Here is a 26403-nt window from a genome sequence, read left to right on the forward strand (position 1 = left end):
CTCAGGCCCCCAGATTGGTGAGGAGATCGGACAGAACTGCGATGGCGTCGACCTTGGCGGTCAAGAAATCGTCCGGCCGACCTTGGCCGGTGATATCGGTGAACAGCTTTTCGGGCCCGGCGAGAAGTACCCGTTCGATGCCGGCCGCGCGGAGCGCGCTCACTGCGGACGAGGCCTCTTCGGTGTATCGCTTGTCGGTGCCGCATACGACAGCGATCCGAGCGCCTGCCGTGCGTACGGCCTCAGCGATACTCGACTCGGTCAACGGCCCTGGATTCTGCGACTCGATTCCGCCCGAAGCCAGTAGGTTCGCAGCGAAAGTCGTCCGCACGTTGTGCTCGGCTACCGACCCGAGCGGCACGAGCAGCGCCAGTGGCCGCGCATCGTGCTCGGCGAGGTATGCATCCGAGCGGTCGCGTAGAGCTTCGAATGCAGCTCCGTACCGAGCAACCCGTGGTGCTGTGCCCGCCTGCTCCGGGCCGACCGGAGGAAGTGGCGCTTCGGCCAGGTTGGGGAACTCGTTGACACCTGTGAGCGGCGTCCGGCGGTGGGCGACATCGGAATCACGAGCGGCTTTGGTCTCCGCAATCGACGACGCAAGCGTCCCCGACTCGAGTGCAGCACGATAGCCACCGTCGGCTTCGATCTTTTGCGTGAAAGCCCATGCCATCTCAGCGATGTCATCGGTGAGTTGCTCGATGTACCAAGAGCCGGCACCCGGGTCGACAACGCGCCCGAGATGAGACTCTTCGAGGAGCAACAGCTGCGTATTTCTCGCGATTCGTGCTGCGAAAGTCTTCGACACCCCGGCCGCTCCCCCCTCCAGGGCCACATCGAACGGAAGGACGGTGATCGCGTCGGCTCCACCGATACCGGCACCGAATGCCGCCAACGTGGTGCGAAGCATGTTGACCCATGGATCGCGCTGCGACATCATCGCTTCCGACGTGACCGCATGCTGCGGAGCGCCGCCGGCGTTGGGCGCACCGGACACCTGCGCGACGCGTGACCACAGCACACGTGCCGCACGGAACTTCGCGATCGTCTGGAACTGGTCGTCGGTCGCTGCAAAGCGAAACTCCAGTTGCCCGAGTGCATCTCCGATGGAGAGACCACTCGACGTCAGAGCACGGAGGTATTCGAGGCCGGCTGCAACTGCTGCCCCGAGTTCCTGCGCATCCCCGGCTCCGGCGTTATGGAACACGGTGCCGTCGACGGTGATCGCGCGAACGGTCTCGGCGCGGGCAGCCGACTGCGCGGCCAGGTCTACGAGCGTCTGAAGTTCGGGTGCGGCAGCCCCTGAGAACTGCGAGGTGAGAGTGGCACCACCCAACCGAACGTCGACGGCTTTCGGATTCTCGGCTGTGGTCCGGTCGAGCAATGCGAACACTGCGTGTGCGGCCGCTTCGGTGGCGTTGCCGGCGTCCACGACCAATGGTGCGAGATCGAGCAGGACGCCGTCGACTGCTTCGGCGATCGAAGCTGCCGGAAGATCACTCTCGCCGACGCGGAGCCAGAGTGCGCTGACACCGTTGTTCAAGCCGTCCAGTATCGACCGGTTGACCTTCGCTGCGTCCGACTCACCGACACCGAACCTGGCACTGACCTTCCACCCAGCGTTGACGTCTCGGGCCGCATCCCGTCCACGCACGAAGGGGAACACACCGGGGAGCGCGTTCTCGGGGTGCTCGTCACGAGGACCGTAGAGAGGTGCGATCGTCACCCCGTCGTAGGTAGTCGTCTCGAGGAGACGCTCAGGATCCTCTGGCAGATCTGCGACGTCGACTCTGCGTGACTTCGCCAGAACTCCGGCAACCGCCTTCTGCCAGGCGGCATACGCAGAGCGTGAGGCGTCTTCTTGTGAAGCAATGGGCACGATGACTGCTCCCTCAACTCGATCGACGAGAGTCGGTCGACAATAGCGACTTTTGTGATGTGAAACCCGATCTCTCCGACAGTATCGTGAGGATCACCTCATGTTCGAATCGGAGGTGGTTTTGTCAGGGTCGGAAACTCTCCGACGCAGGTAGGCTCGCTGATTGTGACGAGGCAATTGCGAGATCCACGGCTGATCGGCATCGTGGTTCTTATCGCAACTCTTGGAGTGGCAGCGGTATCGGCTCCTCATCTGTCGGCAGAACAGCTTCGACACTGGGCGCTGTCGATCGGTCCCATTTTTCCGCTCGTGTTCTTTCTCGTCCACGCGATAGTGACCATTCCGCCTGTGCCGCGCACACTGTTCACCCTCACTGCCGGAGTTCTGTTCGGTCCGGTCACCGGCATCGCGGTAGCGGTGGGTGCGTCGACCCTCAGTGCCGTTCTCGCCTTGTTACTCGTTCGGATGGTCGGCCGGGAGTGGTTTTCCGCAAGGATGACGCACCCAGCCGTTCGTGCGATCGACGACAGTCTGATTCGGCGCGGATGGCTAGCGGTGGGATCTCTCCGATTGATCGCACCGGTTCCGTTTTCGGTCGTCAACTACTGCTGTGGTGTTTCGTCGATTCGACTCGTACCGTTCGCCGTTGCCACCGCGGTAGGCATGGCGCCTGGAACGGTGGGCATCGTCGTCCTCGGTGACGCCATCGGCGGACACACGAATCCGGGGCTGCTCGCATTCTCCGGTGCGTGTATTGCTGCTGGAGTGATCGGCCTCTACGTCGATTGGCGACTATCGGCGTCGACTCGGTTGTCGGGTGTAGTTCCAGACCACCCCGGTAAAGTCTTGTAACTTGACTTAAGATAGTCAAGCTCTAATCATTGACTATGATTAGTCAAGCCTATAGAGTTGACGCATGTTCGTCATGACGGTGGACCAACGTCGAAGTCGACGCGATATCGACCGAGTCGAAGCAGTGCTGGAACTGACTCGCCACGCCCCCCTCCTTCGAGGTTTCGAACGCACGGCAGGCGATGAAATCCAAGCAGTGGCCACCGACGCGCAAACAGTCGTGGACCTCACGCTGACACTGGTAAGACTCGGAACGTGGAGCGTCGGGATCGGCATCGGACGGGTCGAAGAGCCGCTGCCAGCAACGACACGGGCGGGTCGGGGCCCGGCTTTCGAGGCAGCACGTGACGCGGTCACCCGTGCCAAGAACGCACCCGCTGCCGTCGCCGTCACGGCCGCGAATCCGGATCTCGATGCGCCTTGCCGAGATGCCGAAACGGCATTGACTCTGATCGCGCTACTCATCACCGACCGAACAGAACAGGGGCACGAGGCGACAGACCTGATGGCCCGCGGGCATACGCAAAAAAGCGCAGCGGAGACTCTCGGGATCACCAAGCAGGCCATGTCTCAACGGTTGTCGGTAGCTCGGTGGAGTATCGAGGCGCCCGGCCGCACCCTCGCCGAGCGACTACTCACCGAACTGGACGAAACCGTCGGAAACGACTGAATATCCGGTCCGATCGATCGCACTCGGCAACACTGCACGGAATACATAGGGGGAATTCATGATCGCGGTGACTCTGATACTTCTGGGGCTGTCGGCAACAGTGTCAGTCTTTCCCGCGAGAGCCTCGGTTCCGCGCTGGGCGCCTGCGGCACTGTCTCTCACGTTGTTGGCCTCGGCGGCAGCGGTCGGCACGACCACCGATCCGGCCCGGGGATTCGCCCTGGCCGCCACCTACGTCGTCACCGTTCTGGCGGCCGTAGCAGGTGGGTCACCGATAGTCGCCGAAGTCTTCCGCTTGGCGCGACGCGACGGGACACCGCACCCGGACACGCCAGCGGAACCACTGCACGGCGGTCGCACAATCGGAGTCCTCGAGCGCACCGCGGTTGCGGCATCCATTCTGGCCGGATGGCCCGAGGGAATCGCGATCGTTCTGGCGGTGAAAGGCCTTGCCCGATATCCCGAGCTACGAGGATCCCAGGCGTCCGCGGCGTCCGAGCAGTTCATCATCGGAACGTTCACCAGCGTCATGTGGGCGGTCGCCGTCTGTGGCGTCGGACAGGCACTCGCCACCTGAGCTGTGCGCAGATACACGTCATCCCTCGGCCGCCACCAAGTGACGTGCCGAGGGATGATTCGAGCTCGATGAGACTTTTACGAGGCCTAGCTCGGCTCTGCTGGCGGAGCCGTCAGATCTGTCTCGGCCTGTGGTGCAGGAAGTTGTCCGACTTCAGCGCCCTTGGTCAGCCTGGGGTCAGGCGCCAACGACGTATCGACCGGTGTCCGGGCAACCGCCTCGGCCGCAGCGACCGCCTGCGCCACCGCGGGGTCCGTTTTCGTTTCGAACCACTCGGCAACCTCGTCGGAATCGTCTGCAGCCTTGGGCTCGTCGCCGGTACTCGCGCTGGGCTCGTAACGGAAAACGCCGTCGTCACCTGGTGTTCCGAGGGTCTTGGCAAAACCTTTCAATGCGTCACCGAAGTCGCTCGGGATCATCCACACCTTGTTGGAGTCGCCTTGCGCCATCTGGGGAAGGGTCTGCATGTATTGGTACGCAAGTAGTTCCGGAGTCGGCTTTCCTGCCTTGATGGCCGCAAATACCTTCTCGATCGCTTTTGCCTGACCCTGAGCCTGCAGGTACTTCGCTGCCCTGTCTCCTTCTGCCCGCAGAATCCGCGACTGACGCTCACCCTCGGCTGTGAGAATCGAGGCTTGCTTCCCGCCCTCGGCGGCAAGAATGCGGCTCTGTTTGTCGCCCTCCGCAGTTTTGATCGCGGACTCACGGTGGCCTTCTGCCGTCAGAATCGTGGCCCGCTTCTCGCGGTCCGCCTTCATCTGCTTCTCCATCGACTCTTGAATCGACGGAGGCGGATCGATGCTCTTCAGTTCCACTCGTGCGACCCGCAATCCCCATCGACCTGTCGCCTCGTCGAGAACAACGCGCAGTTGACCGTTGATCTGATCACGAGAGGTCAGAGTTTCTTCCAGCGTCATACCGCCGACGACGTTACGCAGCGTCGTAGTGGTCAACTGTTCGACGCCGACAATGTAATTGTTGATTTCGTATACTGCGGACTGCGGATTCGTGACCTGAAAATAAACAACGGTGTCGATCGAGACAGTCAGGTTGTCCTTGGTGATCACCGGCTGCGGAGGGAACGAGACGACACGCTCTCGCAGATCCACCTTCGCTCGAATCCGGTCGACGAACGGTACGAGGAAAGTCAGCTGCCCGGAAACGGTGCGAACATACCGCCCGAGCCTCTCGATCACAGCTGCCTCGGCCTGCGGAATGATCGATACGGATTTGGCTACGAGTATGACGACGAGAAGAACGATGACGCCGAGAACGATCAGTGCTGCCATAAAACCTACGGTCCTCTCCACACGACGGCAGTAGCGCCGTCTATTTCCATCACGGTCACAGTCACTCCCGGTGCGTAGACCTCGGATTCGTCGAGGGGACGCGCAGTCCACACCTCGCCGCCGAGCTTCACCTGACCCTCGTGCGCCGAAACCTGTTCGAGCACAATCGCGCTCTTACCCGACAGCGCATCAGCGTTGGTGGCGAGCGCGGGCGGGGCAGCAAAGCGTCGCAACAACATCGGCCGCACACCCAGCACCAGCGCCAAGGACACGAGTCCGAACACAACCGCATCGGCCCACACTGGGAAATCCGTGACGGCCGAAACGCCGGCAGTTGCAAGAGCGCCGCCGGCGATCATGAGCAGAAAGAAATCTCCAGTCAGCGCTTCGGCTGCCGCGAGTGCAATTCCTGCAATGAGCCAAATTATCGCCGCCACAACCTCCATCTAACCAGAAATCGGACATCGGGCGGCGGTTCCTACTCCGTTACGAAGTCGACCAGCTGTTCGACTGCTCCAATCAATGGCGCTTCGAGATCTCGGAACGTCGAGACCGACGAATACACATGTCGCCAACCCTCCTTCGGAGTTCCCCACCCGAGCTCGCGACAGATTCCCGTCTTCCAATCCTGACCGCGGGGAATCTTCGGCCACGCGCTGATTCCGACTGCCTTCGGCCGTACGGCCTCCCACACATCGATATACGGGTGACCGGTGACGAGTACGTGCGGGCCGAGCGAGGCAGTCAATTTCGATTCCTTGGATCCGGTGACGAGGTGGTCGACCAGGACACCTACCCGCCTGCCAGGGCCTGGTTGAAATTCCGCCAGGCGCTCGCCCAGATTGTCCAGCCCCTCCAGGTGCTCTACAACAACGCCCTCTACCCGGAGATCGTGGCCCCACACACTTTCCACCAGGGCAGCGTCGTGCACGCCCTCGACCCAGATCCGGCTGGCGCGAGCGGTGCGAGCACGCAAACCCTCGACCTTGGTCGAGCCGGAAGCCGATCGTGTCGACTCTGCCTTCTTCGAAGATGCCGTCGCACGCACGAGGGTGACGCGTTTGCCGTCGATCAGAAATGCCGCTTCGCGCAACGCGAACAACCTCGTCGTGCGAGCCGAATCTTCGAGGCGTACGAAATCGCCGTCGTACGTGCGCTCGAACCCGACCACTGCACCGCAATAGCCGGTAGCGGAGTCCTCGACGACGAGTCCGCGCTCGGCCGGTACCTGCGGGACAGGCACCTTTCGCATGCGGCTGTGTCCTGAAAGTATGTCTTCGCCGTACATGTTCGTCACGGCCGACAACGGTAGCCACCCCCACGCCCGAGCGCGCGTCGCCACGCCGACCTATGCTTGGAAGTCGTGAGTTCTCCAAGTGCAAGCCTTGCCGTGTGGGCCAGCTCGTGGCTGGCTGGATTCAGCCCGCCCGACAACGTGATCGATTCGATGGCGGAGTGGGCACCGATGCATCTGGCAGTTGCCGGCGACCGAGAAACGGCGCTCGAGACCGGGCTACCATGGCCGAGCCCTCGCGACGAGGGCGTGGCAGGCCTACTCACCCTCATTCGAGCTCAGGTACCGAGTGACCGCACCAACCCCGCAATCGAACTCCTCCTCCCCCATCCTGGTGCCACGTCGAACGTGTCACCGAAGAGCCTGTTCGGACGCCTGGCCATTCAAACCGGCGAAGCCGTCCTGGTCGGCGATCCCGGGGCCCAAGGACTCGGACTCGTACCGACCGTAGAGGGGCCGGACGTCCTCCGATGGACGGTGTTCTCGATCGTCCTGCCGCCGCGTGCGATGCGCGACTTCACGCTCGGGGAAGCCGAATACGCCATGCGTGAAGCGGTTCGTGGCGCTGCCGAAGCCCTCGGCTCGCTTCAATCACTACCGACGCGAACCGAACTGGGAGACCCCCGAACACGTATCGCCGCCGAACTCGCCGATCTCGGCCGACACCGCTATCCGTCGGAAATGTTGGATCGGGCACTTCGAGTACTCGAATCGGCAGATCGCGTGGCAGCCATTCTGTCGGTGGCACAACACTCTTCCCCGACCGAACCCGCCACGGCACTCGGTGCGGCAGCACGTGAGGATTTGATCAGACCGTTGTGGGCTGCGGTGAGGAAAGCTCGTGCGATCGCACTCTCGACGAGTATCGAGGCCAGCGCGCCTGGCCGCTAGCTGGGGCGTGCCGGGCGAACCGGCTGCTCGCAGCATCGAATTGCACATCGGCTGCCGTTGAGTGTCGAACCGTACTTCGGGACACTTCCGATTCCACGCGGCGTCGCGTTGCCGAGGTGCTCTTCGACTAGTTCGAGGATCATCTGCACGAACCGAGGGTCGGTCCCAGGTGTGCCGGCTCGCGCGAAAGCGATATTGAGCTCCCGAGCCTTCTCCTCGGCCTCGGTGTCGAGATCCCAGACGACTTCGAGGTGATCGGAGACGAATCCCACCGGACAGACGACTACCGCTTCTACGCCCTTGTCCGACAGCGCATCCAAATGGTCGCAGATGTCCGGATCCAACCACGGCACCTGCGGCGGACCTGACCGCGACTGCCAGACCAGGTCGTAGTCGTCCACACCTACGGCTGCCGCCGCGAGCCTGGCCGCTTCCTCCACCTGCCTGCTGTAGAGGTGCCCGCCGTCAGCCGGAGGTCCAGCATTGGCGTCGGCAGCGCTCGGAATCGAATGTGCTGTGAACACCAACCTTGCGTTCGAGCGACTCTCGACGGAAAGCGAATCCCTCGCGGCCGTAATCGAATCGGCGAATGCAGCAATCAGCAAGGGATGGTCGTAATACTGTCTGATTTTCACCAGGTCGGGTGCGTCGGCACCGACAGCTTCTCTGGCTCTGGCCACATCCTCGTGGTACTGGCGACAACCCGAATAACCACCCCACGCCGACGTCGGAAACACCAGCGCGCGTTCGATACCGTCCGACTGCATCTGCGCGACGGTGTCCTCGACCATCGGATGCCAGTTCCTGTTACCGAAGTAGATCGGCAGGTCTACTTCGGCAGTAGCGAATTCGACTTCGAGAGCAGAAATGATGTCGCGATTGAGCGCATTGATCGGCGACACACCGCCGAAGTGCATGTAGTGCTCGACTACTTCGTCGAGTCGCTCGGGCGGGACCCCACGCCCGCGCGTCACATTCTCGAGAAACGGCCGAACATGGGCAGGCTCCTCCGGGCCGCCGAAGGAGAGAACCAGGATGGCATCGAAACCCGCAGACTCGGTCATGTCTCCATTGTGCGCGCTCGAAGACGACAGGTTCGCTCAGGTCGCCTCATGCAAGCATCGAGCCAGGTCTGGTAGGCCCCAGCCCGTCGATGTTTGCATGAGGCGAGACGGGCTACATGTCGTCGGGCAACCAGGTGTTGTGGCTGGCGCCGCCGTCGACGTACACGATCGAGCCGGTCGTTCCCGGCAACCAATCCGACAGCAACGCCACGATCGACTTCGCGACCACAGTCGGATTGTCGACATCCCAGCCGATCGGCGCCGATCCGGACCAGTAATCGTTGAGCTGATTCATCTTGGTGGCGTCGCCGGTAGCCGTTCCTGCGATGGCCTTGGCAGCAAGGGTCTTGATCGGCCCAGCGGCAACCAGATTGGACCTGATCTTCTTCGCTGCGCCCACTTCACGAGCCACGTACCGGTTGACCGACTCGAGTGCAGCCTTCGCCACGCCCATCCAGTTGTAGTACGGCATCGATGTCCGTGGATCGAAGTCCATGCCGACGATGGAACCGCCCTCGTTCATGACAGGCAGAACAGCACGCGCCAACGACGCGTAACTCCACGCCGAGATTTCGAAAGCGCGCGCCGCGTCGGGACCGGGGCCCTCGAGAAACGGTTTCGCATCCGGGCCCATGAGTGTGCGAGGTGCAAAAGCGATCGAATGCAAGACGCCGTCGATGCCTTCGGGAGCTACTTCACGAATGCGATCAGCGAGGGCCGACAGATGCTCCTCATTGGTGGCGTCGAGTTCGATCGCCGGGGGCACTTCATTGGGCAGACGCTTCGCGATGCGATCGATCAACCGAAGTCGATCGAACCCCGTGATGATGACCTTCGCACCTTGCTCCTGCGCCATGGCTGCGGCGTGGAACGCGATGGAGGCATCGGTGATGATGCCGGTGATGAGGATTGTCTTTCCTTCGAGCAGTCCGCCCATGTTCTTCCTTACCGATCGAGTCGAAACGAGAAAGAGGTGTATCAGTTGCGAGAACTCGGATGTCCGAGTGGTCAGTGACCCATGCCGAGGCCACCGTCGACTGGAATGACCGCACCCGAGACGTAGGCGGCATCCTCGGAAGCAAGCCAACTGACGACGCCGGCGACTTCGTCCGTCTTGCCCTTGCGGCCTAGCGGAATGGCGCTGACAGCCATCTCTTGGTACTTCTCGTCCAATGCTTGAGTCATCTCCGTGTCGATGAACCCGGGCGCGACGACATTCGCCGTGATCGACCGGGACCCCAGCTCACGAGTGAGCGATCGAGCAAGCCCGATGACGCCGGCCTTCGACGCCGCATAGTTGGCTTGGCCGGGAGTTCCAGCCAGCGCAACAACCGATCCAATGAAAATGAAGCGGCCGTAACGGGCACGAAGCATCGAGCGGCTGGCGCGCTTGGCGACTCGGAAGGCACCAGTGAGGTTCGCGTCGATAACGCGAGAGAACTGATCCTCGCTCATTCTCATGATCAGGGTGTCATCGGTGATCCCGGCATTCGACACCAGGACCTCGACCGGTCCGTGCTTCGCTTCGACCTCTTTGAAGGCAGAGTCGATCGACTCGGAGTCGGTGACGTCACAGACAACCCCGAGCAGGCCGTCCGGCACCCCGGAACCACGATGCGTGACGGCGACCTTGTGTCCGTCCTCCGCAAGTCTGAGCGCGATGGACAGACCGATACCTCGGTTCCCTCCGGTGACAAGTACCGATCGAGCAATGAAGTCTGGTTTGGACATGCCTGCAACCTATCTGTTCGTCCCGGAATGACAAAGCGAAACTTACTGGTGAGTAATAACAGGGGATCAGGGCAATCGTTGCCGAAGAACCAAAGCCGTGCCCAAACCCAATGCGGTGAGTACGACTCCGAGAATCAACCACGGACGGCTGGCATCTCCACGAGTGATTTCGAACCCGATCTGCTCCTCCAGCGTGTCGTACACCGCGCGTAGTTCTTCGAGTGAGGACGCAGTGAAGAAGCTCCCACCGGAAAGATCGGCAATCTCCCGCAAGGACGGATCGTCGACTGGAACCGGCACTCGTTCGAGACCCGACTCATCTTCGATATCGACTGTCCCGTAACTGGTTCCGAACGAGATCGTGGAGATCGGTACGTCCTTGTCCTTTGCAGCGCGCGCAGCAGTGTATCCACCTCGCGGATCGTCAGGGCTCTCCGGAACGGTCTGCTTGCCATCGGACAACAGAACAATGCGAGCGGGCGGGGCTGCATCGCCGCCGCCGAGGACTGCTCCCAACGTGTCGATCGATTGCAGCGAGGTGAAGATTGCCTCGCCAGTGGCAGTGCGTTCGCTCAATTGAAGTTTGTCGATGGCCGCCTTGGTCGCTTCTCGATTGGCGGTCGGCGATACCAGCACCGACGCGGTTCCAGCGAAAGCTACGAGCCCGAGGTTGATACCTGGAGTCAACCCCTCGGCGAACGATTTTCCGGCCTCCTGCGCGGCCGCCAACCGAGACGGTTCGACGTCTGTCGCCTCCATCGACAACGATACGTCGATCACAAGTATCACTGTTGCGCGGTTTCGCGGCACCTTTTGATCAGCAGTCGGGCCCGCCAGTGCAATTGTCAGTACGAGCAGACCGACCAGGATCAGTGCAGTCGGCACGTGGCGTAAGTAACTTGGCCGCGTCGGCGCCACCTTCTCCAACAGCTCCATGTTCGAGAACCGCAAAGTGTGCTTGTGGCGACGGCGCTGCGCCCATACGTAACCGACGACCAAACCGACAACGACGAGCAGAAACAGCAGCCACCACGGTGAGGTGAACTCGGACAGACTCACCGGCGGCCTGCCTGAGCCGAATTGACTGCACTGGAACCTAGGGTGTGTCGGCGTGAAGAAACGAAGCGGACCACGTCCGCTATCCAGTCGCCGTCGGTTCGAAGTGTCAAACGCGGTGCGCCACATCGACGAAGCGCACGCTCCACGTCTTCGCGATGAGACGCGGCGGCTTCGGCGAAATCGGCACGTAGCTGCGGCGTCGTGCTGAATTCACGGGTGCGGCCGGTTTCGGGGTCGTGGAGGACCACATCCCCGACATCGGGCAGCTCGAGGTCCCGAGGATCGAGTACTTCCACTGCCAACACATCGTGTCGTGCAGAGATCGCGCGCAGCGATCGCTCCCAATCGATCGGCCCGAGGAAATCACTGATCACCACTGCCATCCCCCGTCTGCGTTGCGGGCGTCGAAGCGCCTCGATGGCTGCGCGAAGTTCTCCTCGCACGCCGTCGGCGGCACTGGGCGTCGTCGCAATGGTCCGGAGCAACGTCTGCGAGTGGATTCGGCCACCCCTGGCCGGGACACGCGTCGTCTGCGCTCCCGTAGCAACCACAGCACCGATGCGATTGCCTCCGCCGCTGGTCAGGTGAGTGATTGCGGCGGCCGCCGCGACAGCCAGATCTCGCTTCTCGCACCCCGTCGTACCGAAATCGAGACTGGCCGACAGATCGACGACCATCCACGTTTCCAGCTCACGATCGGCAACGGACTGACGAACGTGCGGATGAGTCGTACGGGCAGTCACCGACCAGTCCATCTGACGTACGTCGTCACCAGGCTGGTACTCCCGCGCGTCACCGGGCTCGGAACCAGGTCCCGGAATCAATCCGAGGTGATCACCGTGCAACACACCGTCGAGGCGACGGCGGACTGTCAATTCCAAGGTGCGCAACGCCGCAGCAAGTGTGGGGTCACGCAGTTCACCGCTCCGGAACGACGGGGGCCGTGAGTCGGGTGGTCGACCCGTCCCGCGGGCAAGTGCCCCGCTCACTGCTGCTGGCTACCCACGGCTGGGGAATTCCCCGCGGATTTGTCCAGCGACGGCGCTGGACCCGGCTGTCCTTGTTGCAAGCCTGGGTTGTACCCCTGCGGTGGTACTCCTTGCTGTGGCATTCCCTGCTGGGGAACTCCCTGCTGTGGCATTCCTTGTTGCGGGGGACGCTGAGGCGCTGCGGCCTGATTGGCCGGTTGCTGCGGGACGAAAGGCGCTTGTGGAGCCTGCTGCGCACCGACCGCCTGAGGGGCTACCTGCGGAAGACCCACCGCCTGCAGTACTCGCGTGATCACATCTTCCGGAGTCACCTCGTCGGCGAGTGCGTCGTAGGACAAGACGAGGCGATGACGGAGAACGTCGGGAATCACCTCGATCACGTCCTGCGGCACCACATAGTCACGTCCTCGCAGCAGAGCGAGGGCCCGCGATGCCGAGATGATTCCGAGAGTTGCTCGCGGCGACGCACCGTAAGCGATCCAACTTGCGACGTCGTCGAGACCGAGTTGTTCCGGCGTCCTCGTCGCAGCGATGACGCGGACGACATAGTCGACGAGTGCGTGATGAACGAACACCGAACTCGCGACGTTCTGGAGCCGAACCAGTTCCACTGGATCGAGGATCTGCTTCGGCGTCGGAACAGCGGTGCCCATCCGGTAGACGATTTCGCGTTCTTCCTCCACCGAGGGGTAGTCGACGACGATCTTGAACAGGAACCGGTCACGCTGAGCTTCAGGAAGGGGATAAACACCTTCGTTCTCGATCGGGTTCTGCGTCGCCATGACAAGAAATGGATCTGGCATCGGGAATGTATGACCACCGATGGACACTTGCCGCTCCGCCATCACTTCCAGCAATGCCGACTGTACTTTCGCGGGCGCGCGGTTGATCTCGTCGGCCAGCACGAAGTTGGCAACGACCGGGCCCAGTTCGGTGTCGAATTCTTCGCGACCCTGCCGGTAGATGCGTGTGCCGATCAGGTCGGTGGGCACGAGGTCGGGCGTGAATTGAACGCGAGAGAACGTGCCACCGACAACCTTGGCGAAAGTTTCCACGGCAAGGGTCTTCGCCACTCCTGGCACTCCCTCGAGGAGAACGTGACCGCGCGCAAGAAGTCCTACGAGGATCCTTTCGACCAATCGATCCTGGCCGACGATCACCCGCTTCACCTCGTACACGGCCTTCTCCAGGATCTGCACATCATGTGCGAGCCCTGCCGCACCGGTGCGGTCCGATTCGTTCTCGCCCGAGACGCCGCCCTTGGACATGCTGCCGTTCGAACCACTGTCCTGCGAGACGCTGCCGTTCGCTTCGGCGCCGTCACGTGATGTCACCAAGAATTCACCGCTTTCACTCGAATCACTTCTCGGGCACGTTCGGTATCGACCGTCGACTATTTCAGACGACGACTGCCTGCGCCGTGGGGCCGCCCCCCCAAAGGCTACCGATGTCTCCTGTGTGGCGAGCCTACCGAGTGGCCCCCGATGAATTCTCTCAGGACACCATACGTACTGCATACGGAGTCATACCGTCGTAGCGAACGGGCGAAACCTTTACGATGTCACCGGATTGAGGGGCCTCGAGCATCTTGCCGTCGCCCAGATACAGCGCCACGTGCTGACTGGCGTTCGGCCCATAGAAGATCATGTCCCCGCGCTTCATGTTGGAGGATGGAACCTGCTTGCCAGCCGTGTATTGATAGCCCGTGTAGTGAGGCAGCGAAATGCCGAGCCCCCCGAACGCGTAGATCATCAATCCGGAACAGTCGAAGCCGATCTTGTTGTAGTCGCCGTAACTATCGGCCACTCCCCCGTCCCGGATTCCTTTCGTCGGTCCGTTCTCGTCGCCGCCACCCCAGGAATACGGGACGCCCAGCTGGGACATTCCGCGATCGATGGCGAGTTCGACTGCGGCACTCCCGGTGAGGGACGGACTCGATTGACCCGAGCTTCGCGGCTTCTTCGGTGTCGTGGTCGTTGTGGTGCCCGTGCCGCCGGTGGAGTCGCTGCCGACCGGGTCCTGATCTTCGTCGATAGCGGTGTGGGATCGTTGACCTGCTGCTGCGGCCGCCGCAGCAGCACTCGCAGCCTGGTTCGCTGCAACCCTGGCAGCAGCTTGAACTGCTGCTTGCTTCGCTGCGGCCGCCGCGGCGGCAATGGCTGCATCTTCTGCTGCCTTCTGTGATTCCCAGGTCGAATACGCGACACGCTGATCGGCAAGTCCTGCCACGTTCGATCGTGCGGAATCGAGCTGACTCTGCGCCGAGTCACGCTCGCTCTCGATCGCAGCCTTCTGCTCTGCCTGGGCTTGCAACGCGGCGCGCGCTGTCGCTATCGCTTCCTCGGTCTCTGCTTTCTTGGCCTCTGCGGTCGAGGTTGCGGCATCGGCTCGTTGTTTTGATTCGCGAGCGGCGGAGTCGCGGTTGGCCTGTTCGGTCCTGGCCCGCTGAAGGCCGTCGAGCACAGCGTTCTGACTGTTCGACAGAACCTTGAGCACCTGCGCGCGATCGAGAATATCGTCCGGTCCACTCGATCCCAAGAATGAGGACACCGAGGCGACGCCCGTCCCCTGCGTGTAGCTCGACACGGCGAAATCGTTGAACTTTTGCTGTGCAGCCTGAATTCGAACGCCTGCATCGGTGAGTGCCTGCTGAGCAACCACGACAAGTTGCGCAGCTACGTCGGCGGCATCCCGAGCATTCTGAAGATCGACGAGGGCTTTGTTGACATCCTCGCGTTTGATCGCCACGTCGGCATCGAGTTGGGCGAGCTGTTGATTCGCAGACGCGACCTGATTGATCAAGGACCCCACTGCACCGAGTTGTTGCTCTACAGCGGATCCTGCGGCGGCGATATCGGAGTCGGAGGGATTGGGCGGTGGCGGCGGGACAGCGACAGCGGTGCCGGACGCTCCACTGATCAACGCAACAACCATTCCGGCCCCAACGAAAATTCTCGCCGTTTTGGAGAACGCGCAGCGGTGTGTGCCGCGGAATGCTCGTCGCCTCAAAGTTGTCTCCCTCTGTTCCGGCGCTCGTGACGTTCTAGCGAACGTCGACACCGGAAGAGTGGACCCGGTACCCACATCGGATACCGGAAATCACGCTCACCGGGCAGGAAGGAAGCACGCAGCATCACCTCAGGTGCAGACCACATCGGTCCCACCAGAAGCAGGCGTCACCCGAGGCAACTCGGATTGACCCCTGCCTTTTGCGACACTCCTTCCCCAGCAGTGCCAATGGGACCGTACGACACTTTGCACACTAAAGAAACTCCAGCCACAAAGAACACATATGTAATTCGACCAGCGCGAATGCGCTGAACTCGGTGTTTACACGAAACAGTTTTTTCGACTTTTTTCTACACGCAAGAAGCGCCCCGACCAGATGGTCGAGGCGTTCGTTCGTGCGCTCTCTGGAAAGAGTCGATCTTCAGCGGTCGAGGGCGGACTCACCGGAGGTGTTGCTCGGTGCAGTCGGCGACGTATGCCGCTTCGTCTCGTGGAAATCCGATGTCGAGATACTCCGCACCTTGTGGCGCCGGATCTTCGCCACTGCAGTTGCTGCCGCCCCCGCCGTGACCAGCACCAGGATCAGACCCGTGATCAATCCCCACGGAGTTTGCGGTCCGACCAGCGTGTCGACGAAATTTTCGGCTCCGACGACCGGATTGCCCGTGTAGGTGCGATCTTGCCCAGCCTCTAGCGTCACTCGACTGACCGTGTCACTGAAAGACCCCACCTGACCTGGACTCAAGACGAGGACTGTGCCGCCGTCCTGGGTCCCGACCGCTGTCGCGAGATCACGCAACTGAGAATCGTGGACAGGGTTCTGTTCCATGACCACGATCCCGAGATCGACGCCGTGTTCTTCAGCTCGCTGGACTACGGCCTGCAGATCGCTCCGAAGTGCCGAAGGCGCACTGACACCGGACTCGGCGATGTCAGCCACGATCGAATCGATGTCTGTGCCGGGCGGGACTTCGGCGGCCAGCGGAACAAAAGCAAGAATCGGATCAGGCATCTCTCGTCCAGTCGCAATAGCGGAGTCGGTGGGTGGCGGTCGTTACCGAAGAGTACGAGCGGCCCGTCCGAACCCTACGTCACCGACACCTACCGGGACCGCATTGGACACTCACCGCACGCCTGTAGTGAGGTTGCCCTGCATTGCGAAGGTAGTGCCACTGCGTGAGGATTGTCGGTGCAGGGCTCGCCGACGCACCATCAGGCCTGCCCTCAGGGTTTCACAGGACAAGCGTACTGTTAGACTCACAACGAGGCGTTCGGCGCACCGCTCGGTCGCGTAGAAGGTCTCGCTTCAACCGTCGACACAGCCCCGTCGGCGGTGTGCCTCATAGACGAGTGGAGCTGAAGTGACCGCTAGTAATAACTCATTCGGTGCAAAAGGCACCCTCGAGGTCGGAAAGAACTCCTACGAGATCTTCCGGCTGTCGGCCTTGCCCGGTGCCGAAAAGTTGCCATACGCACTGAAAGTCCTCGCGGAGAACCTCCTTCGCACCGAGGACGGTGCCAACATCACCGCCGACCATATCCGTTCGATCGCTTCGTGGGATCCGTCCGCAGACCCGAGCATCGAGATCCAGTTCACCCCAGCTCGAGTCATCATGCAGGACTTCACCGGCGTGCCGTGCATCGTCGACCTGGCCACCATGCGCGAGGCCGTGACCACACTGGGCGGCGACCCAAGCAAAGTCAACCCGCTATCTCCTGCCGACATGGTCATCGACCACTCGGTGATTCTCGACGTCTTCGGCCGCGCCGACGCCCTCGAGCGCAACGTCGACCTCGAATACGAGCGCAACGGCGAGCGCTACCAGTTCCTTCGCTGGGGCCAGGGCGCATTCGACGACTTCAAGGTCGTCCCCCCCGGCATGGGCATCGTGCACCAGGTCAACATCGAGTACCTGGCACCGACTGTCATGACCCGTAACGGCCAGGCGTACCCCGACACGTGCGTCGGCACCGATTCGCACACCACGATGGTCAACGGCCTCGGCGTATTGGGTTGGGGCGTCGGCGGGATCGAAGCCGAAGCGGCAATGCTCGGCCAGCCCGTCTCGATGCTCATCCCTCGCGTCGTCGGCTTCAAGCTCTCCGGGGAGATTCAGCCCGGCGTGACCGCGACCGACGTCGTCCTCACCGCGACCGAAATGCTCCGTAAGCATGGCGTCGTCGGCAAGTTCGTGGAGTTCTACGGCAAGGGCGTCGCAGAGGTGCCACTGGCCAACCGAGCAACGCTGGGCAACATGAGCCCCGAGTTCGGTTCCACTGCGGCGATCTTCCCGATCGACGAGGAGACAATCAACTACCTGCGCCTGACCGGCCGCAGCGACGAGCAGCTGGCGCTTGTCGAGGCGTACGCCAAGGAACAGGGCATGTGGCACGACCCGGAGAACGAGCCCGTGTACTCCGAGTACATCGAGCTCGACCTCAACACCGTCGTTCCGTCCATCGCCGGGCCGAAGCGCCCTCAGGACCGAATTTTGTTGTCGGAGTCCAAGCCTGCGTTCCGCAGGGACATCCACAACTACGTCGACGAGAGCCACCCTGCACACGAAGGTGACAGCAAGCTCGACGAAGCGCTCAACGAGTCGTTCCCCGCGAGCGACCCCGCTTCCCTGTCCTTCACCGAGGACGACGCTGTCGCCGTCCAGTCCGCCGCGTGCGGTTCCGACGGTCGACCGAGCAAGCCGATCACCGTCAAGTCCGAAGAGGGCGCCGAGTTCGTCCTCGACCATGGCGCGGTCGTCGTCGCAGGCATCACCTCCTGCACCAACACCTCGAACCCGTCGGTCATGCTCGGCGCTGCACTGCTCGCACGCAACGCCGTCGACAAGGGCTTGACCACCAAGCCGTGGGTCAAGACCAACATGGCACCCGGCTCGCAGGTAGTCACCGACTACTACGAGAAGGCGGGTCTATGGCCGTACCTCGAGAAGCTCGGCTACTACCTCGGTGGCTACGGATGCACCACCTGTATCGGCAACACCGGTCCTCTCGCCGAACCGATCTCGAAAGCGATCAACGACAACGACCTATCGGTGACTGCAGTGCTCTCCGGTAACCGAAACTTCGAAGGCCGGATCTCCCCCGACGTCAAGATGAACTATTTGGCTTCTCCGCCGCTCGTCATCGCATACGGCCTCGCTGGCACGATGGACTTCGACTTCGAGACCGACTCCCTCGGAGACGACCAAGACGGCAAGCCCGTCTACTTGAAGGACATCTGGCCGTCCGCACAGGAGATCGACGACACGATCAAGTCGTCCATCAGCCAGGACATGTTCCGCAAGTCGTACAAGACGATCTTCGACGGGGACAGCCGCTGGCAGAACCTCTCGACCCCCGAGGGCGATACGTTCGCGTGGGACGAGAAGTCCACTTACGTGCGCAAGCCCCCGTACTTCGACGGTATGACGATGGATCCGGAGCCGGTCAAGGACATCAAGGGCGCTCGCGTCCTTGCGCTGCTGGGAGATTCGGTCACCACCGACCACATCAGCCCGGCCGGCCCGATCAAGGCCGGAACGCCTGCTGCCCAGTACTTGGACTCGCATGGCGTCGAGCGCAAGGACTACAACTCGCTGGGTTCGCGCCGCGGCAACCACGAGGTCATGATTCGTGGAACGTTCGCGAACATCCGCCTGAAGAACCAGCTCCTCGATGACGTTTCGGGCGGTTACACCCGTGACTTCACCTTGGAAGGTGGACCGCAGGCATTCATCTACGATGCTTCGCAGAACTACCAGGCTGCGGGAATTCCGCTCGTGGTCCTCGGTGGCAAGGAGTACGGTAGCGGCTCCTCACGTGACTGGGCAGCCAAGGGAACCAGCCTGCTCGGCGTCAAGGCCGTCATCACGGAGTCCTTCGAGCGTATTCACCGCTCCAACCTCATCGGGATGGGCGTTGTTCCGCTTCAGTTCCCGGTTGGCGAAAGCGCAGCATCGCTGAAGCTCGACGGTACCGAGACATTCGATATCGTCGGCGTCGAGAAGCTGAACGAGGGTGTCACACCCAAGACGATGGCTGTCACCGCGACGAAGACCGACGGCACGAAGGTCGAATTCGACGCCGTGGTGCGCATCGACACCCCCGGTGAGGCGGATTACTACCGCAACGGCGGCATCTTGCAGTACGTCCTCCGCAATATGATCCGAGGCTAGGCACTTCTTCAACGCTCAGCGCTGGTGAGTGAACTCGACCAGTGGGCACGCAGAACGCGCACGACCACTTCGAGCCCGGTTCAGGCTCGAACCGACAGTGGGCGTGCGCGTTCTGCGCTGAAGGCGGGACCACGTATCAGCCGATGAAGGAGGCAGTGTGCCGAAGGTCAGCGAGGACCATTTGGCAGCACGACGTAGCGAGATCCTCGACGGCGCACGACGTTGCTTCGGTGAATTCGGTTACGAGGGAGCGACGGTTCGCCGCCTCGAGGAGACCACTGGCCTGTCCAGAGGTGCGATCTTTCACCACTTCAAGGACAAGGACGGGTTGTTTCTCGCGCTCGCGCAGGAAGATGCTCGGCGAATGGCGGAAGTGGCTGCTCGTCAAGGCTTGGTTCAGGTCATGCGAGACATTCTCGAGCAACCCGATCGGTTCGAGTGGCTCGGTACTCGGCTGGAAATAGCGAGGCGCTTACGCACCGACCCGGAATTCAGGAAGAGCTGGGCGGAGAAATCCTCGGAACTCACCGATGCAACCCTTGCCCGTCTGGAACGTCAGAAAACGGCGGGCAAACTGCGTGAAGACGTTCCGAAGGATGTGATGCACGACTATCTCGATCTCGTCCTCGACGGTCTTGTCGCTCGCATCGCCTCCGGTCAGGGAGGACCTAACCTTTCGGCGGTACTCGACCTTGTCGAAGCATCGGTTCGCAGGCCCGACAACGCTTAGCCCGAGGTACAGCTATTCGGTGCTGTGTGACTTCTGCCGATTGGGGCCGCCCCTCGAACGTAACGCGACACCCGATTCGGCCAGTATCTTGTGCACGAACCCGTAGGATCTACCGAGGTCATGGGCGAGACTGCGAATGCTGGCCCCATCGCAGTACTGCTCCTGCAGTGACGCTCGAAGCCGATCGCGCGATTCGCCGGTAATTCGTGCGCCTTTACCGATAGGCGAACCCTCTGATTCGGTGACGGACCCTCGGGCTGGTAGTGATGGCATGGCGTTCCTCCAGTCAGCGACACTTCACTCACCGAACACCCCCGCAGATCCAGGGTAGAGGACGCCATACTTCTGCCACGAGAAAACCGCCGATCAGGCCAGCTGAATCAGTTCCAGGTAGTCCTGTGACCAGTGGTCCTCATTGCCGTCGGGCAGCAAGATGACCCGCTCGGGCGACAGGGCCTCGGCCGCGCCCGGGTCGTGAGTGACCAGCACGACGGCTCCCTTGTAACTACGGAGAGCATCGAGCACCTGTTCACGCGAAATCGGGTCTAGGTTGTTCGTCGGCTCGTCCAGAAGCAGGACGTTGGCTGCAGAGGACACCAGTCCGGCAAGTGCAAGTCTGGTCTTCTCACCGCCCGACAGCGTGCCCGCCGGCTGCTCCAGCTGCGGTCCGGTGAACATGAAGGCGCCCAGCAGCGAGCGCAACTCCTGCTCCCCTGTGTCCGGAGCCGCGTGGCGAATGTTCTCCCACACCGACGCGCGATCGTCGAGTGTGTCGTGCTCCTGTGCGAAGTATCCGACGCGTAGCCCGTGGCCGGCGAGGATTTCACCTGCGTCGGACTTCTCGGTACCCGCCAGAATCCGGAGCAAGGTTGTTTTGCCCGCACCGTTGAGTCCGAGTACTACGACGCGGCTACCGCGGTCGATGGCCAGATCCACTCCGGCGAAGATCTCCAACGACCCGTACATCTTGGTGAGGTTCTTCGCCATGAGGGGGGTCTTGCCGCAGGGTGCCGGTTCAGGGAAGCGGATGTGCGCAACCTTGTCCGAGACTCGCTCGGCGTCGAGGTTTGCCATGAGCTTGTCAGCACGCTTTGCCATGTTCTGTGCGGCAACAGCTTTCGTTGCTTTCGCACCCATCTTCGCAGCCTGCACGCGCAACGCGCCTGCCTTCTTCTCCGCATTGGCACGCTCACGCCGCCTGCGCTGCTCGTCGGTTGCCCGAGCATCGATGTACTTTTTCCAGTTCATGTTGTAGACATCGGCTTCGCCGCGTACTGCGTCGAGGAACCACACACGGTTTACCACGTCGCTCAGAAGGTCGACATCGTGGCTGATCACGATCAGTCCGCCATCGTGATTCTGCAGGAACCCCCGGAGCCAGGTGATGGAGTCGGCGTCGAGGTGGTTGGTGGGCTCGTCGAGCAGCAGTGTCGTGTCTGACCGTCCGCCGCTCCCGTCGGAGGCCGCGAACAGAATGCGCGCCAGCTCCACGCGCCGACGCTGGCCACCGGACAGCGTGCGCAGCGCTTGCGCGAGGATGCGATCGGCAAGTCCCAGGCTGTTGCAGATTCGCGCTGCTTCGCTCTCGGCTTCGTAGCCGCCCAGCGATGCGAATCGCTCCTCGAGCTCGCCGTACTTACGGACCGCCTTGTCGAGAAGCACCTCGTCGGCGACCTCGGCCATCAACGCCTGCTGCTTCTCCATTTGATGCAACAAGGTGTCGAGTCCACGCGCGGAGAGAACTCGATCCCTGGCAAGCACATCGAGGTCACCCTCTTTCGGATCCTGTGGCAAGTATCCGAGATCGCCCGTACGAACGACGGTGCCTGCGTAGGGCTCGCCCTCACCCGCAAGAATTCTCAGTGTCGTGGTCTTGCCCGCTCCGTTGCGGCCGACCAACCCGATACGGTCTCCGCCTTGTACGCGGAGTGCTGGTCCTTGCGTCGAGAGCAACGTGCGGACACCGGCACGAACTTCCAAGTCGGTGGCGGTAATCACGCGGGTGCTCCTAGCTATAGCGGGCGAAGTTCGGCGTCTGGCCGTTTACACGAGCGGTCGAGTCGCAGGCGGTAGCGAACGATGACTCGTCGAAGGTGCGCTGGGCCTGGCCCTGAAACCACTCATGGCCCATGAACCTCCTATTTTAACCCCTTGGGGCCGTGCTACCGACCGTCCGAGCAGTGACACCGGTAACGTCTTTAGTCATGACCGCCGCAAAAACAGCCCAAGAACAGGATCTAGCAGGCCGAGTGGCTCTCGTCACCGGTGCCAGCCGAGGAATCGGCAAGGCAATCGCCGCCGAGCTGCTCGCCCGAGGCGCACGTGTGACGATCACCGCTCGTAAACCGGAACCGCTGGCCGAGGCGGCCCGCCAACTCGGCGAAGCCACCGAAAACGGGACCGACAGGGTCCTGGCAATTGCAGGCAATGCCGGTGATGCGGACTCCCGTCGCGACTCGGTGGACAAGACGATCGAGGTATTCGGTTCGCTCGACATCCTGATCAACAACACCGGCATCAATCCTGTCTACGGTTCGCTGATGGACGCCGACCTCGACGGTGTCAAGAAGATCTTCGACACCAATGTCGTCGCCACATTGGGGTACATCCAGGAGGCCTACCGAGCCTGGATGGGCGCGCACGGTGGTGCCGTAGTGAACGTCGCGAGCGTCGCGGGCCTGCGCTCCACGGGTGTGATCGCTGCGTACGGCGCTTCCAAAGCGGCCCTGATCCGCTTGACCGAAGAACTCGCGTGGCAGCTGGGACCATCGATTCGAGTGAACGCGGTCGCACCGGGCGTGGTGAAGACGAAGTTCGCCGAGGCACTGGTGGCTGGAGGTGAGGAGCAAGCCGCTGCGGTATATCCGATGAAGCGGCTCGGATCTCCAGAAGACGTCGCAAGCCTGGTGGGATTCCTCGTATCCGACGCATCGTCCTGGATCACCGGCGAAACTGTCCGAGTGGACGGCGGATTGCTGGCCACCGGCGGACTGTGAACGATTCAACGATGTCCGAGGACGTCGCGGCGGACCTCGTCGTGGTTGGGCTCGGCCCGGCTGGTCGTGCTCTCGCACATCGAGCGTCCGCCGCCGGGGTCGACGTCGTAGCCATCGATCCTCATCCGAACAGGCGCTGGACCCCGACATATTCAGCCTGGTCGGACGAGCTTCCACATTGGCTCCCCGCCACAGCCGTCGCGTCGACCATCGCTCGCCCGGCGGCGTGGACGGTCCGACGTCACACGATCGATCGGCCGTATTGCGTCCTCGACACCGCTGCGTTGCAACAGGCGCTCAGCGAAGGATCTGCTCGTGTGCTCCGGGGAACAGCCACATCGGTGACCAAGGACGCTGTTCGTCTCGCTGACGGGAGAACGGTCACCGGACGCACGATTGTCGACGCACGCGGATCCGCAGGCGTAGTGGGTCTTGCCGAGCAGACGGCATACGGCATCGTCGTCGATCGCTCGGCGGGTGTTGCGCTCCTGGAGGACACCAGTGCGTGGTTCATGGACTGGCGATACGACAATGGCACCTCGCCTGCGGAGGTACCGAGCTTTCTGTATGCAGTCCCGCTCGACGACGATCGATTCTTGCTCGAAGAGACCTGCCTTGTCGGGAATCCGCCACTGGGCCTCGATGTCCTACGAGATCGCCTCGCGAAACGATTACACAACCGGGGTGCCCGCCCAACGGGGACCGAGCCTATCGAACGCGTCCGGTTCTCGGTACAACCTCCAAGACAACACAAACGTGAACGCGGTACTGTGCGGTTCGGCGCACGATCCAGTCTCATGCACCCGGCTACCGGCTACAGCGTCGCAGCATCATTGGCCGCGGCCGACACTGTTGTCGCGACACTCCGCACCGGGAATTCCGTTCGCCCCCTTTCAGTTTGGGCGGTCCAACGTCTGCGCAACCTCGGGCTACGTACCGCACTCAACCTCGAACCTGAGCTGATCCCCCACTTCTTCGCCAGCTTCTTCGAGCTTCCGGTCGCCCAGCAGACTGCCTACCTGTCCAATCGAGCAGATCCAGTTGCGACGATGAACGCAATGATGCGAATGTTCCCGACGCTGCCACCACGAGCTCGCATGGCGATAGCGCGAACGGTAGTGAATCCGCGGCGGGGAAACGGCCACCACCTGTCGTCTCGACAACGCAACACTCGACACGACACCCGTGCCTCGTGAATCATGAACCTCATGCGTTCCATATGGAAGGGATCTATCGCCTTCGGCCTCGTCAACGTGCCGGTGAAGGTGTACTCCGCGACGGAGACACACGACATCCGGTTCCATCAGGTACACGCGAAAGACGGCGGTCGTATCAAATACGATCGTGTGTGCTCCGAATGCGGCAAGTCGGTGCAGTTCGCCGACATCGACAAGGCGTACGACTCACCCGACGGTGAACGCGTTATCCTGACAGACGAAGATTTCGACAAGCTCCCTGCCGCCGAAAAACACGAGATTCCAGTCCTGGAATTCGTCCCCACCGAACAAATCGATCCCATCCTGTACGACAAGAGCTATTTCCTCGAACCCGACTCTTCGTCGCCGAAGGCATATGTGCTGTTGCGACAGACGCTCCTGGATACGGAACGTACCGCGCTGGTGCATTTCACCTTGCGGCAGAAGACGCGACTGGCGGCCTTGCGGGTTCGCGACAATACTCTCGTGATCCAGACATTGCTGTGGCCGGACGAGGTGCGGGCCGCGGAGTTTCCCTCGCTGGACGACGCACCCGAAGCACGGCCTCGGGAAGTCAAGATGGCTACCTCACTGGTAGAGAGTATGTCGGCAGAGTTCGATCCCACGGAGTACACCGACGACTACCAAATCGAACTACGCAAGCTGATCGAAGACACGATCGAAAACGGTGGAGAGAAGGTCGTCCACCCTGAGGGCGAGACCACCAGCGACGGCGAAGATGCCGAGGTCGTCGACTTGGTAGCTGCTCTCCAACGCAGCGTCGAAGCGGCGGGCAAGAACGCCAAGACGGCGAAGAAAGATGCGCCGGAAAAGAAAACTCCTCCGACGAAGACGGCTGCAAAGAAAGAGACGACTGGAAAGAAAGCACCCGCCAAAAAGGCTGCGCCGACAAAACAATCTGCTGCCGACAAGTCGACGCCGGCTCGAAAAGGGGCGTGACCGGATCCTGCAACATCGACAACCCTGCAGCCCGCGAAGCTAAGACGCTTCCAGTGCCGGTAAGTTCACCGGTACGTTCAGAATTTCCGAACGTACCGGTGAACTTACGCGTCACAACCTCTCGGAGGCAAGGTCACACGGTGAAGCCGAGGGCTCTGAGCTGCTCACGTCCGTCGTCGGTGATCTTGTCCGGTCCCCAAGGCGGCATCCAGACCCAATTGATCTTCAGGTCGGCGCATAGGCCGCTTCGCACCAGCGCGCCACGCGCCTGATCTTCGATAACGTCTGTCAGCGGGCACGCGGCCGAAGTCAGCGTCATGTCGACCGTGACGATGTCGTCGGCGTCGATATTGATGTCGTACACCAGACCGAGGTCGACGACATTGATCCCGAGTTCGGGGTCTACGACATCGCGCATTGCCTCTTCGAGGTCTTCGAGAACCTTGATCTCATCCGGGGTGAGAGATGCAGGCACCGCCGTAGGCGACGACTCGGCCACGGCCGACCCTGCCAAGTCGGTTTCCGGGGCGGCAGTGCCACCGTCCTGCGAATCGGTTATCTGTGTCTGGGTCATACTTGTCCTCCGGATCGTGCGGGTACTGCGGGAGTCTCTTCTACTATTCGAACAACCGCATCCTTGAAAGCCATCCATCCGAGCAGCGCACACTTGACGCGGGCCGGATATTTGGACACTCCGACGAACGCGATTCCATCACCGATCACATCCTCATCGCCATCCACGGTACCCCTGCTGCCGACCATTTCACTGAAGGCATCCACGACTCTCAACGCTTGCTCGACAGGTAGTCCGATGACCTGATCCGTCAGGACCGAAGTCGCGGCCTGACTGATCGAACAGCCCTGACCGTCGTATGACACATCAGTGACGATGCCGCCATCATCGATATTCACCCGCAATGTCACCTCGTCGCCGCAAGTCGGGTTCACGTGGTGGACCTCGGCTCCGAACGGCTCGCGAAGTCCGCGCCCGTGCGGATGTTTGTAGTGGTCGAGAATGACCTCTTGATACATCTGTTCCATACGCATA

Annotated in this window: 25 protein-coding genes; 9 read left to right on the forward strand and 16 right to left on the reverse strand. The window is 61.8% G+C overall.

Going from position 1 to position 26403, the window contains the following annotated elements; all coding sequences use genetic code 11:
- Position 1: 1 nt before the first annotated feature.
- Complete coding sequence (gene mutA / locus BJI47_RS07470; protein WP_088943127.1) at positions 2-1876, reverse strand: methylmalonyl-CoA mutase small subunit; 1875 nt, start codon at positions 1874-1876, stop codon at positions 2-4.
- Between the two features lie 165 nt (positions 1877-2041).
- On the opposite strand from mutA, the gene BJI47_RS07475 reads away from it, so the two are divergent.
- The 3 genes from BJI47_RS07475 to BJI47_RS07485 all read left to right on the forward strand — a co-directional run bounded on the left by BJI47_RS07475 (position 2042) and on the right by BJI47_RS07485 (position 3975).
- Entirely contained in the window at positions 2042-2728 is a 687-nt protein-coding gene (locus tag BJI47_RS07475) for a TVP38/TMEM64 family protein (protein ID WP_176224719.1), read from the forward strand.
- Between the two features lie 64 nt (positions 2729-2792).
- Positions 2793-3398, forward strand: coding sequence for a hypothetical protein (locus BJI47_RS07480; RefSeq protein ID WP_088943128.1), 606 nt, complete (start codon positions 2793-2795; stop codon positions 3396-3398).
- A 58-nt stretch (positions 3399-3456) separates the two neighbouring features.
- Complete coding sequence (locus BJI47_RS07485; RefSeq protein WP_088943129.1) at positions 3457-3975, forward strand: hypothetical protein; 519 nt, start codon at positions 3457-3459, stop codon at positions 3973-3975.
- 86 nt (positions 3976-4061) lie between these two features.
- Here BJI47_RS07485 and BJI47_RS07490 read toward each other — a convergent pair whose 3' ends face one another.
- Genes BJI47_RS07490 through BJI47_RS07500 form a run of 3 tightly spaced genes read right to left on the reverse strand, consistent with a single transcriptional unit; the run spans position 4062 to position 6552 of the window.
- Positions 4062-5264: an SPFH domain-containing protein gene (locus BJI47_RS07490; RefSeq protein ID WP_088943130.1), complete on the reverse strand. Its 1203-nt coding sequence runs from the start codon at positions 5262-5264 to the stop codon at positions 4062-4064.
- 5 nt (positions 5265-5269) lie between these two features.
- On the reverse strand, positions 5270-5701 hold the full coding sequence (locus BJI47_RS07495) for an NfeD family protein (protein WP_088943283.1): 432 nt from the start codon (positions 5699-5701) through the stop codon (positions 5270-5272).
- A 41-nt stretch (positions 5702-5742) separates the two neighbouring features.
- A complete protein-coding gene (locus BJI47_RS07500; protein ID WP_088943284.1) occupies positions 5743-6552 on the reverse strand; it encodes a DUF3097 domain-containing protein in 810 nt (269 codons plus the stop codon).
- Positions 6553-6627: 75 nt separating this feature from the next.
- Between BJI47_RS07500 and BJI47_RS07505 the strand changes: the two genes are divergently transcribed.
- Positions 6628-7449 (forward strand): hypothetical protein, encoded by an 822-nt coding sequence (locus BJI47_RS07505; RefSeq protein ID WP_176224720.1) that lies wholly within the window; start codon positions 6628-6630, stop codon positions 7447-7449.
- Here the strand turns inward: BJI47_RS07505 and BJI47_RS07510 are convergent.
- The 8 genes from BJI47_RS07510 to BJI47_RS07545 all read right to left on the reverse strand — a co-directional run bounded on the left by BJI47_RS07510 (position 7446) and on the right by BJI47_RS07545 (position 16313).
- Entirely contained in the window at positions 7446-8513 is a 1068-nt protein-coding gene (locus BJI47_RS07510; RefSeq protein WP_088943131.1) for a ferrochelatase, read from the reverse strand. The genes BJI47_RS07505 and BJI47_RS07510 overlap by 4 nt on opposite strands.
- A 112-nt stretch (positions 8514-8625) precedes the next feature.
- Positions 8626-9450, reverse strand: a complete 825-nt coding sequence (inhA, locus tag BJI47_RS07515) for an NADH-dependent enoyl-ACP reductase InhA (protein ID WP_088943132.1) — start codon at positions 9448-9450, stop codon at positions 8626-8628.
- A 71-nt stretch (positions 9451-9521) separates the two neighbouring features.
- Complete coding sequence (gene fabG1, locus BJI47_RS07520) at positions 9522-10244, reverse strand: 3-oxoacyl-ACP reductase FabG1 (RefSeq protein WP_088943133.1); 723 nt, start codon at positions 10242-10244, stop codon at positions 9522-9524.
- A gap of 66 nt (positions 10245-10310) precedes the next feature.
- Entirely contained in the window at positions 10311-11303 is a 993-nt protein-coding gene (locus BJI47_RS07525) for a VWA domain-containing protein (protein ID WP_088943134.1), read from the reverse strand.
- Positions 11300-12292, reverse strand: coding sequence for a DUF58 domain-containing protein (locus BJI47_RS07530; protein WP_088943135.1), 993 nt, complete (start codon positions 12290-12292; stop codon positions 11300-11302). The genes BJI47_RS07525 and BJI47_RS07530 overlap by 4 nt, the downstream gene beginning before the upstream one ends.
- A complete protein-coding gene (locus tag BJI47_RS07535; protein ID WP_254900441.1) occupies positions 12289-13626 on the reverse strand; it encodes a MoxR family ATPase in 1338 nt (445 codons plus the stop codon). The genes BJI47_RS07530 and BJI47_RS07535 overlap by 4 nt, the downstream gene beginning before the upstream one ends.
- Before the next feature lie 160 nt (positions 13627-13786).
- Positions 13787-15226, reverse strand: a complete 1440-nt coding sequence (locus BJI47_RS07540) for an NlpC/P60 family protein (protein ID WP_176224721.1) — start codon at positions 15224-15226, stop codon at positions 13787-13789.
- A 496-nt stretch (positions 15227-15722) separates the two neighbouring features.
- On the reverse strand, positions 15723-16313 hold the full coding sequence (locus BJI47_RS07545) for a DUF6676 family protein (RefSeq protein ID WP_254900442.1): 591 nt from the start codon (positions 16311-16313) through the stop codon (positions 15723-15725).
- 349 nt (positions 16314-16662) lie between these two features.
- Between BJI47_RS07545 and BJI47_RS07550 the strand changes: the two genes are divergently transcribed.
- Both BJI47_RS07550 and BJI47_RS07555 read left to right on the forward strand, forming a co-directional pair.
- Entirely contained in the window at positions 16663-19473 is a 2811-nt protein-coding gene (locus tag BJI47_RS07550) for an aconitate hydratase (protein WP_088943136.1), read from the forward strand.
- 157 nt (positions 19474-19630) lie between these two features.
- On the forward strand, positions 19631-20203 hold the full coding sequence (locus BJI47_RS07555) for a TetR/AcrR family transcriptional regulator (protein ID WP_088943137.1): 573 nt from the start codon (positions 19631-19633) through the stop codon (positions 20201-20203).
- A gap of 12 nt (positions 20204-20215) precedes the next feature.
- On the opposite strand, the gene BJI47_RS24480 is transcribed toward BJI47_RS07555, so the two are convergent.
- Both BJI47_RS24480 and BJI47_RS07565 read right to left on the reverse strand, forming a co-directional pair.
- Complete coding sequence (locus BJI47_RS24480; RefSeq protein WP_088943138.1) at positions 20216-20476, reverse strand: helix-turn-helix domain-containing protein; 261 nt, start codon at positions 20474-20476, stop codon at positions 20216-20218.
- Between the two features lie 93 nt (positions 20477-20569).
- Positions 20570-22201 (reverse strand): ABC-F family ATP-binding cassette domain-containing protein, encoded by a 1632-nt coding sequence (locus BJI47_RS07565; RefSeq protein WP_088943139.1) that lies wholly within the window; start codon positions 22199-22201, stop codon positions 20570-20572.
- 206 nt (positions 22202-22407) lie between these two features.
- Between BJI47_RS07565 and BJI47_RS07570 the strand changes: the two genes are divergently transcribed.
- The 3 genes from BJI47_RS07570 to BJI47_RS07580 are packed head-to-tail and all read left to right on the forward strand — an operon-like array spanning position 22408 to position 25355.
- A complete protein-coding gene (locus BJI47_RS07570) occupies positions 22408-23199 on the forward strand; it encodes an SDR family oxidoreductase (RefSeq protein ID WP_088943140.1) in 792 nt (263 codons plus the stop codon).
- Positions 23196-24395, forward strand: a complete 1200-nt coding sequence (locus tag BJI47_RS07575) for a lycopene cyclase family protein (protein ID WP_254900444.1) — start codon at positions 23196-23198, stop codon at positions 24393-24395. The genes BJI47_RS07570 and BJI47_RS07575 overlap by 4 nt, the downstream gene beginning before the upstream one ends.
- 12 nt (positions 24396-24407) lie before the next feature.
- A complete protein-coding gene (locus tag BJI47_RS07580; RefSeq protein ID WP_088943289.1) occupies positions 24408-25355 on the forward strand; it encodes a Ku protein in 948 nt (315 codons plus the stop codon).
- A 133-nt stretch (positions 25356-25488) separates the two neighbouring features.
- Here the strand turns inward: BJI47_RS07580 and BJI47_RS07585 are convergent, their stop codons facing one another.
- Both BJI47_RS07585 and sufU read right to left on the reverse strand, forming a co-directional pair.
- Complete coding sequence (locus BJI47_RS07585) at positions 25489-25929, reverse strand: metal-sulfur cluster assembly factor (RefSeq protein WP_254900445.1); 441 nt, start codon at positions 25927-25929, stop codon at positions 25489-25491.
- On the reverse strand, positions 25926-26402 hold the full coding sequence (sufU, locus tag BJI47_RS07590; RefSeq protein ID WP_088943291.1) for a Fe-S cluster assembly sulfur transfer protein SufU: 477 nt from the start codon (positions 26400-26402) through the stop codon (positions 25926-25928). Before sufU ends, BJI47_RS07585 begins: the two co-directional genes overlap by 4 nt.
- Between the last annotated feature and the right edge of the window lies 1 nt (position 26403).

Source organism: Rhodococcus sp. 1168 (genome assembly GCF_002091955.1).
Taxonomy (GTDB): domain Bacteria; phylum Actinomycetota; class Actinomycetes; order Mycobacteriales; family Mycobacteriaceae; genus Rhodococcoides.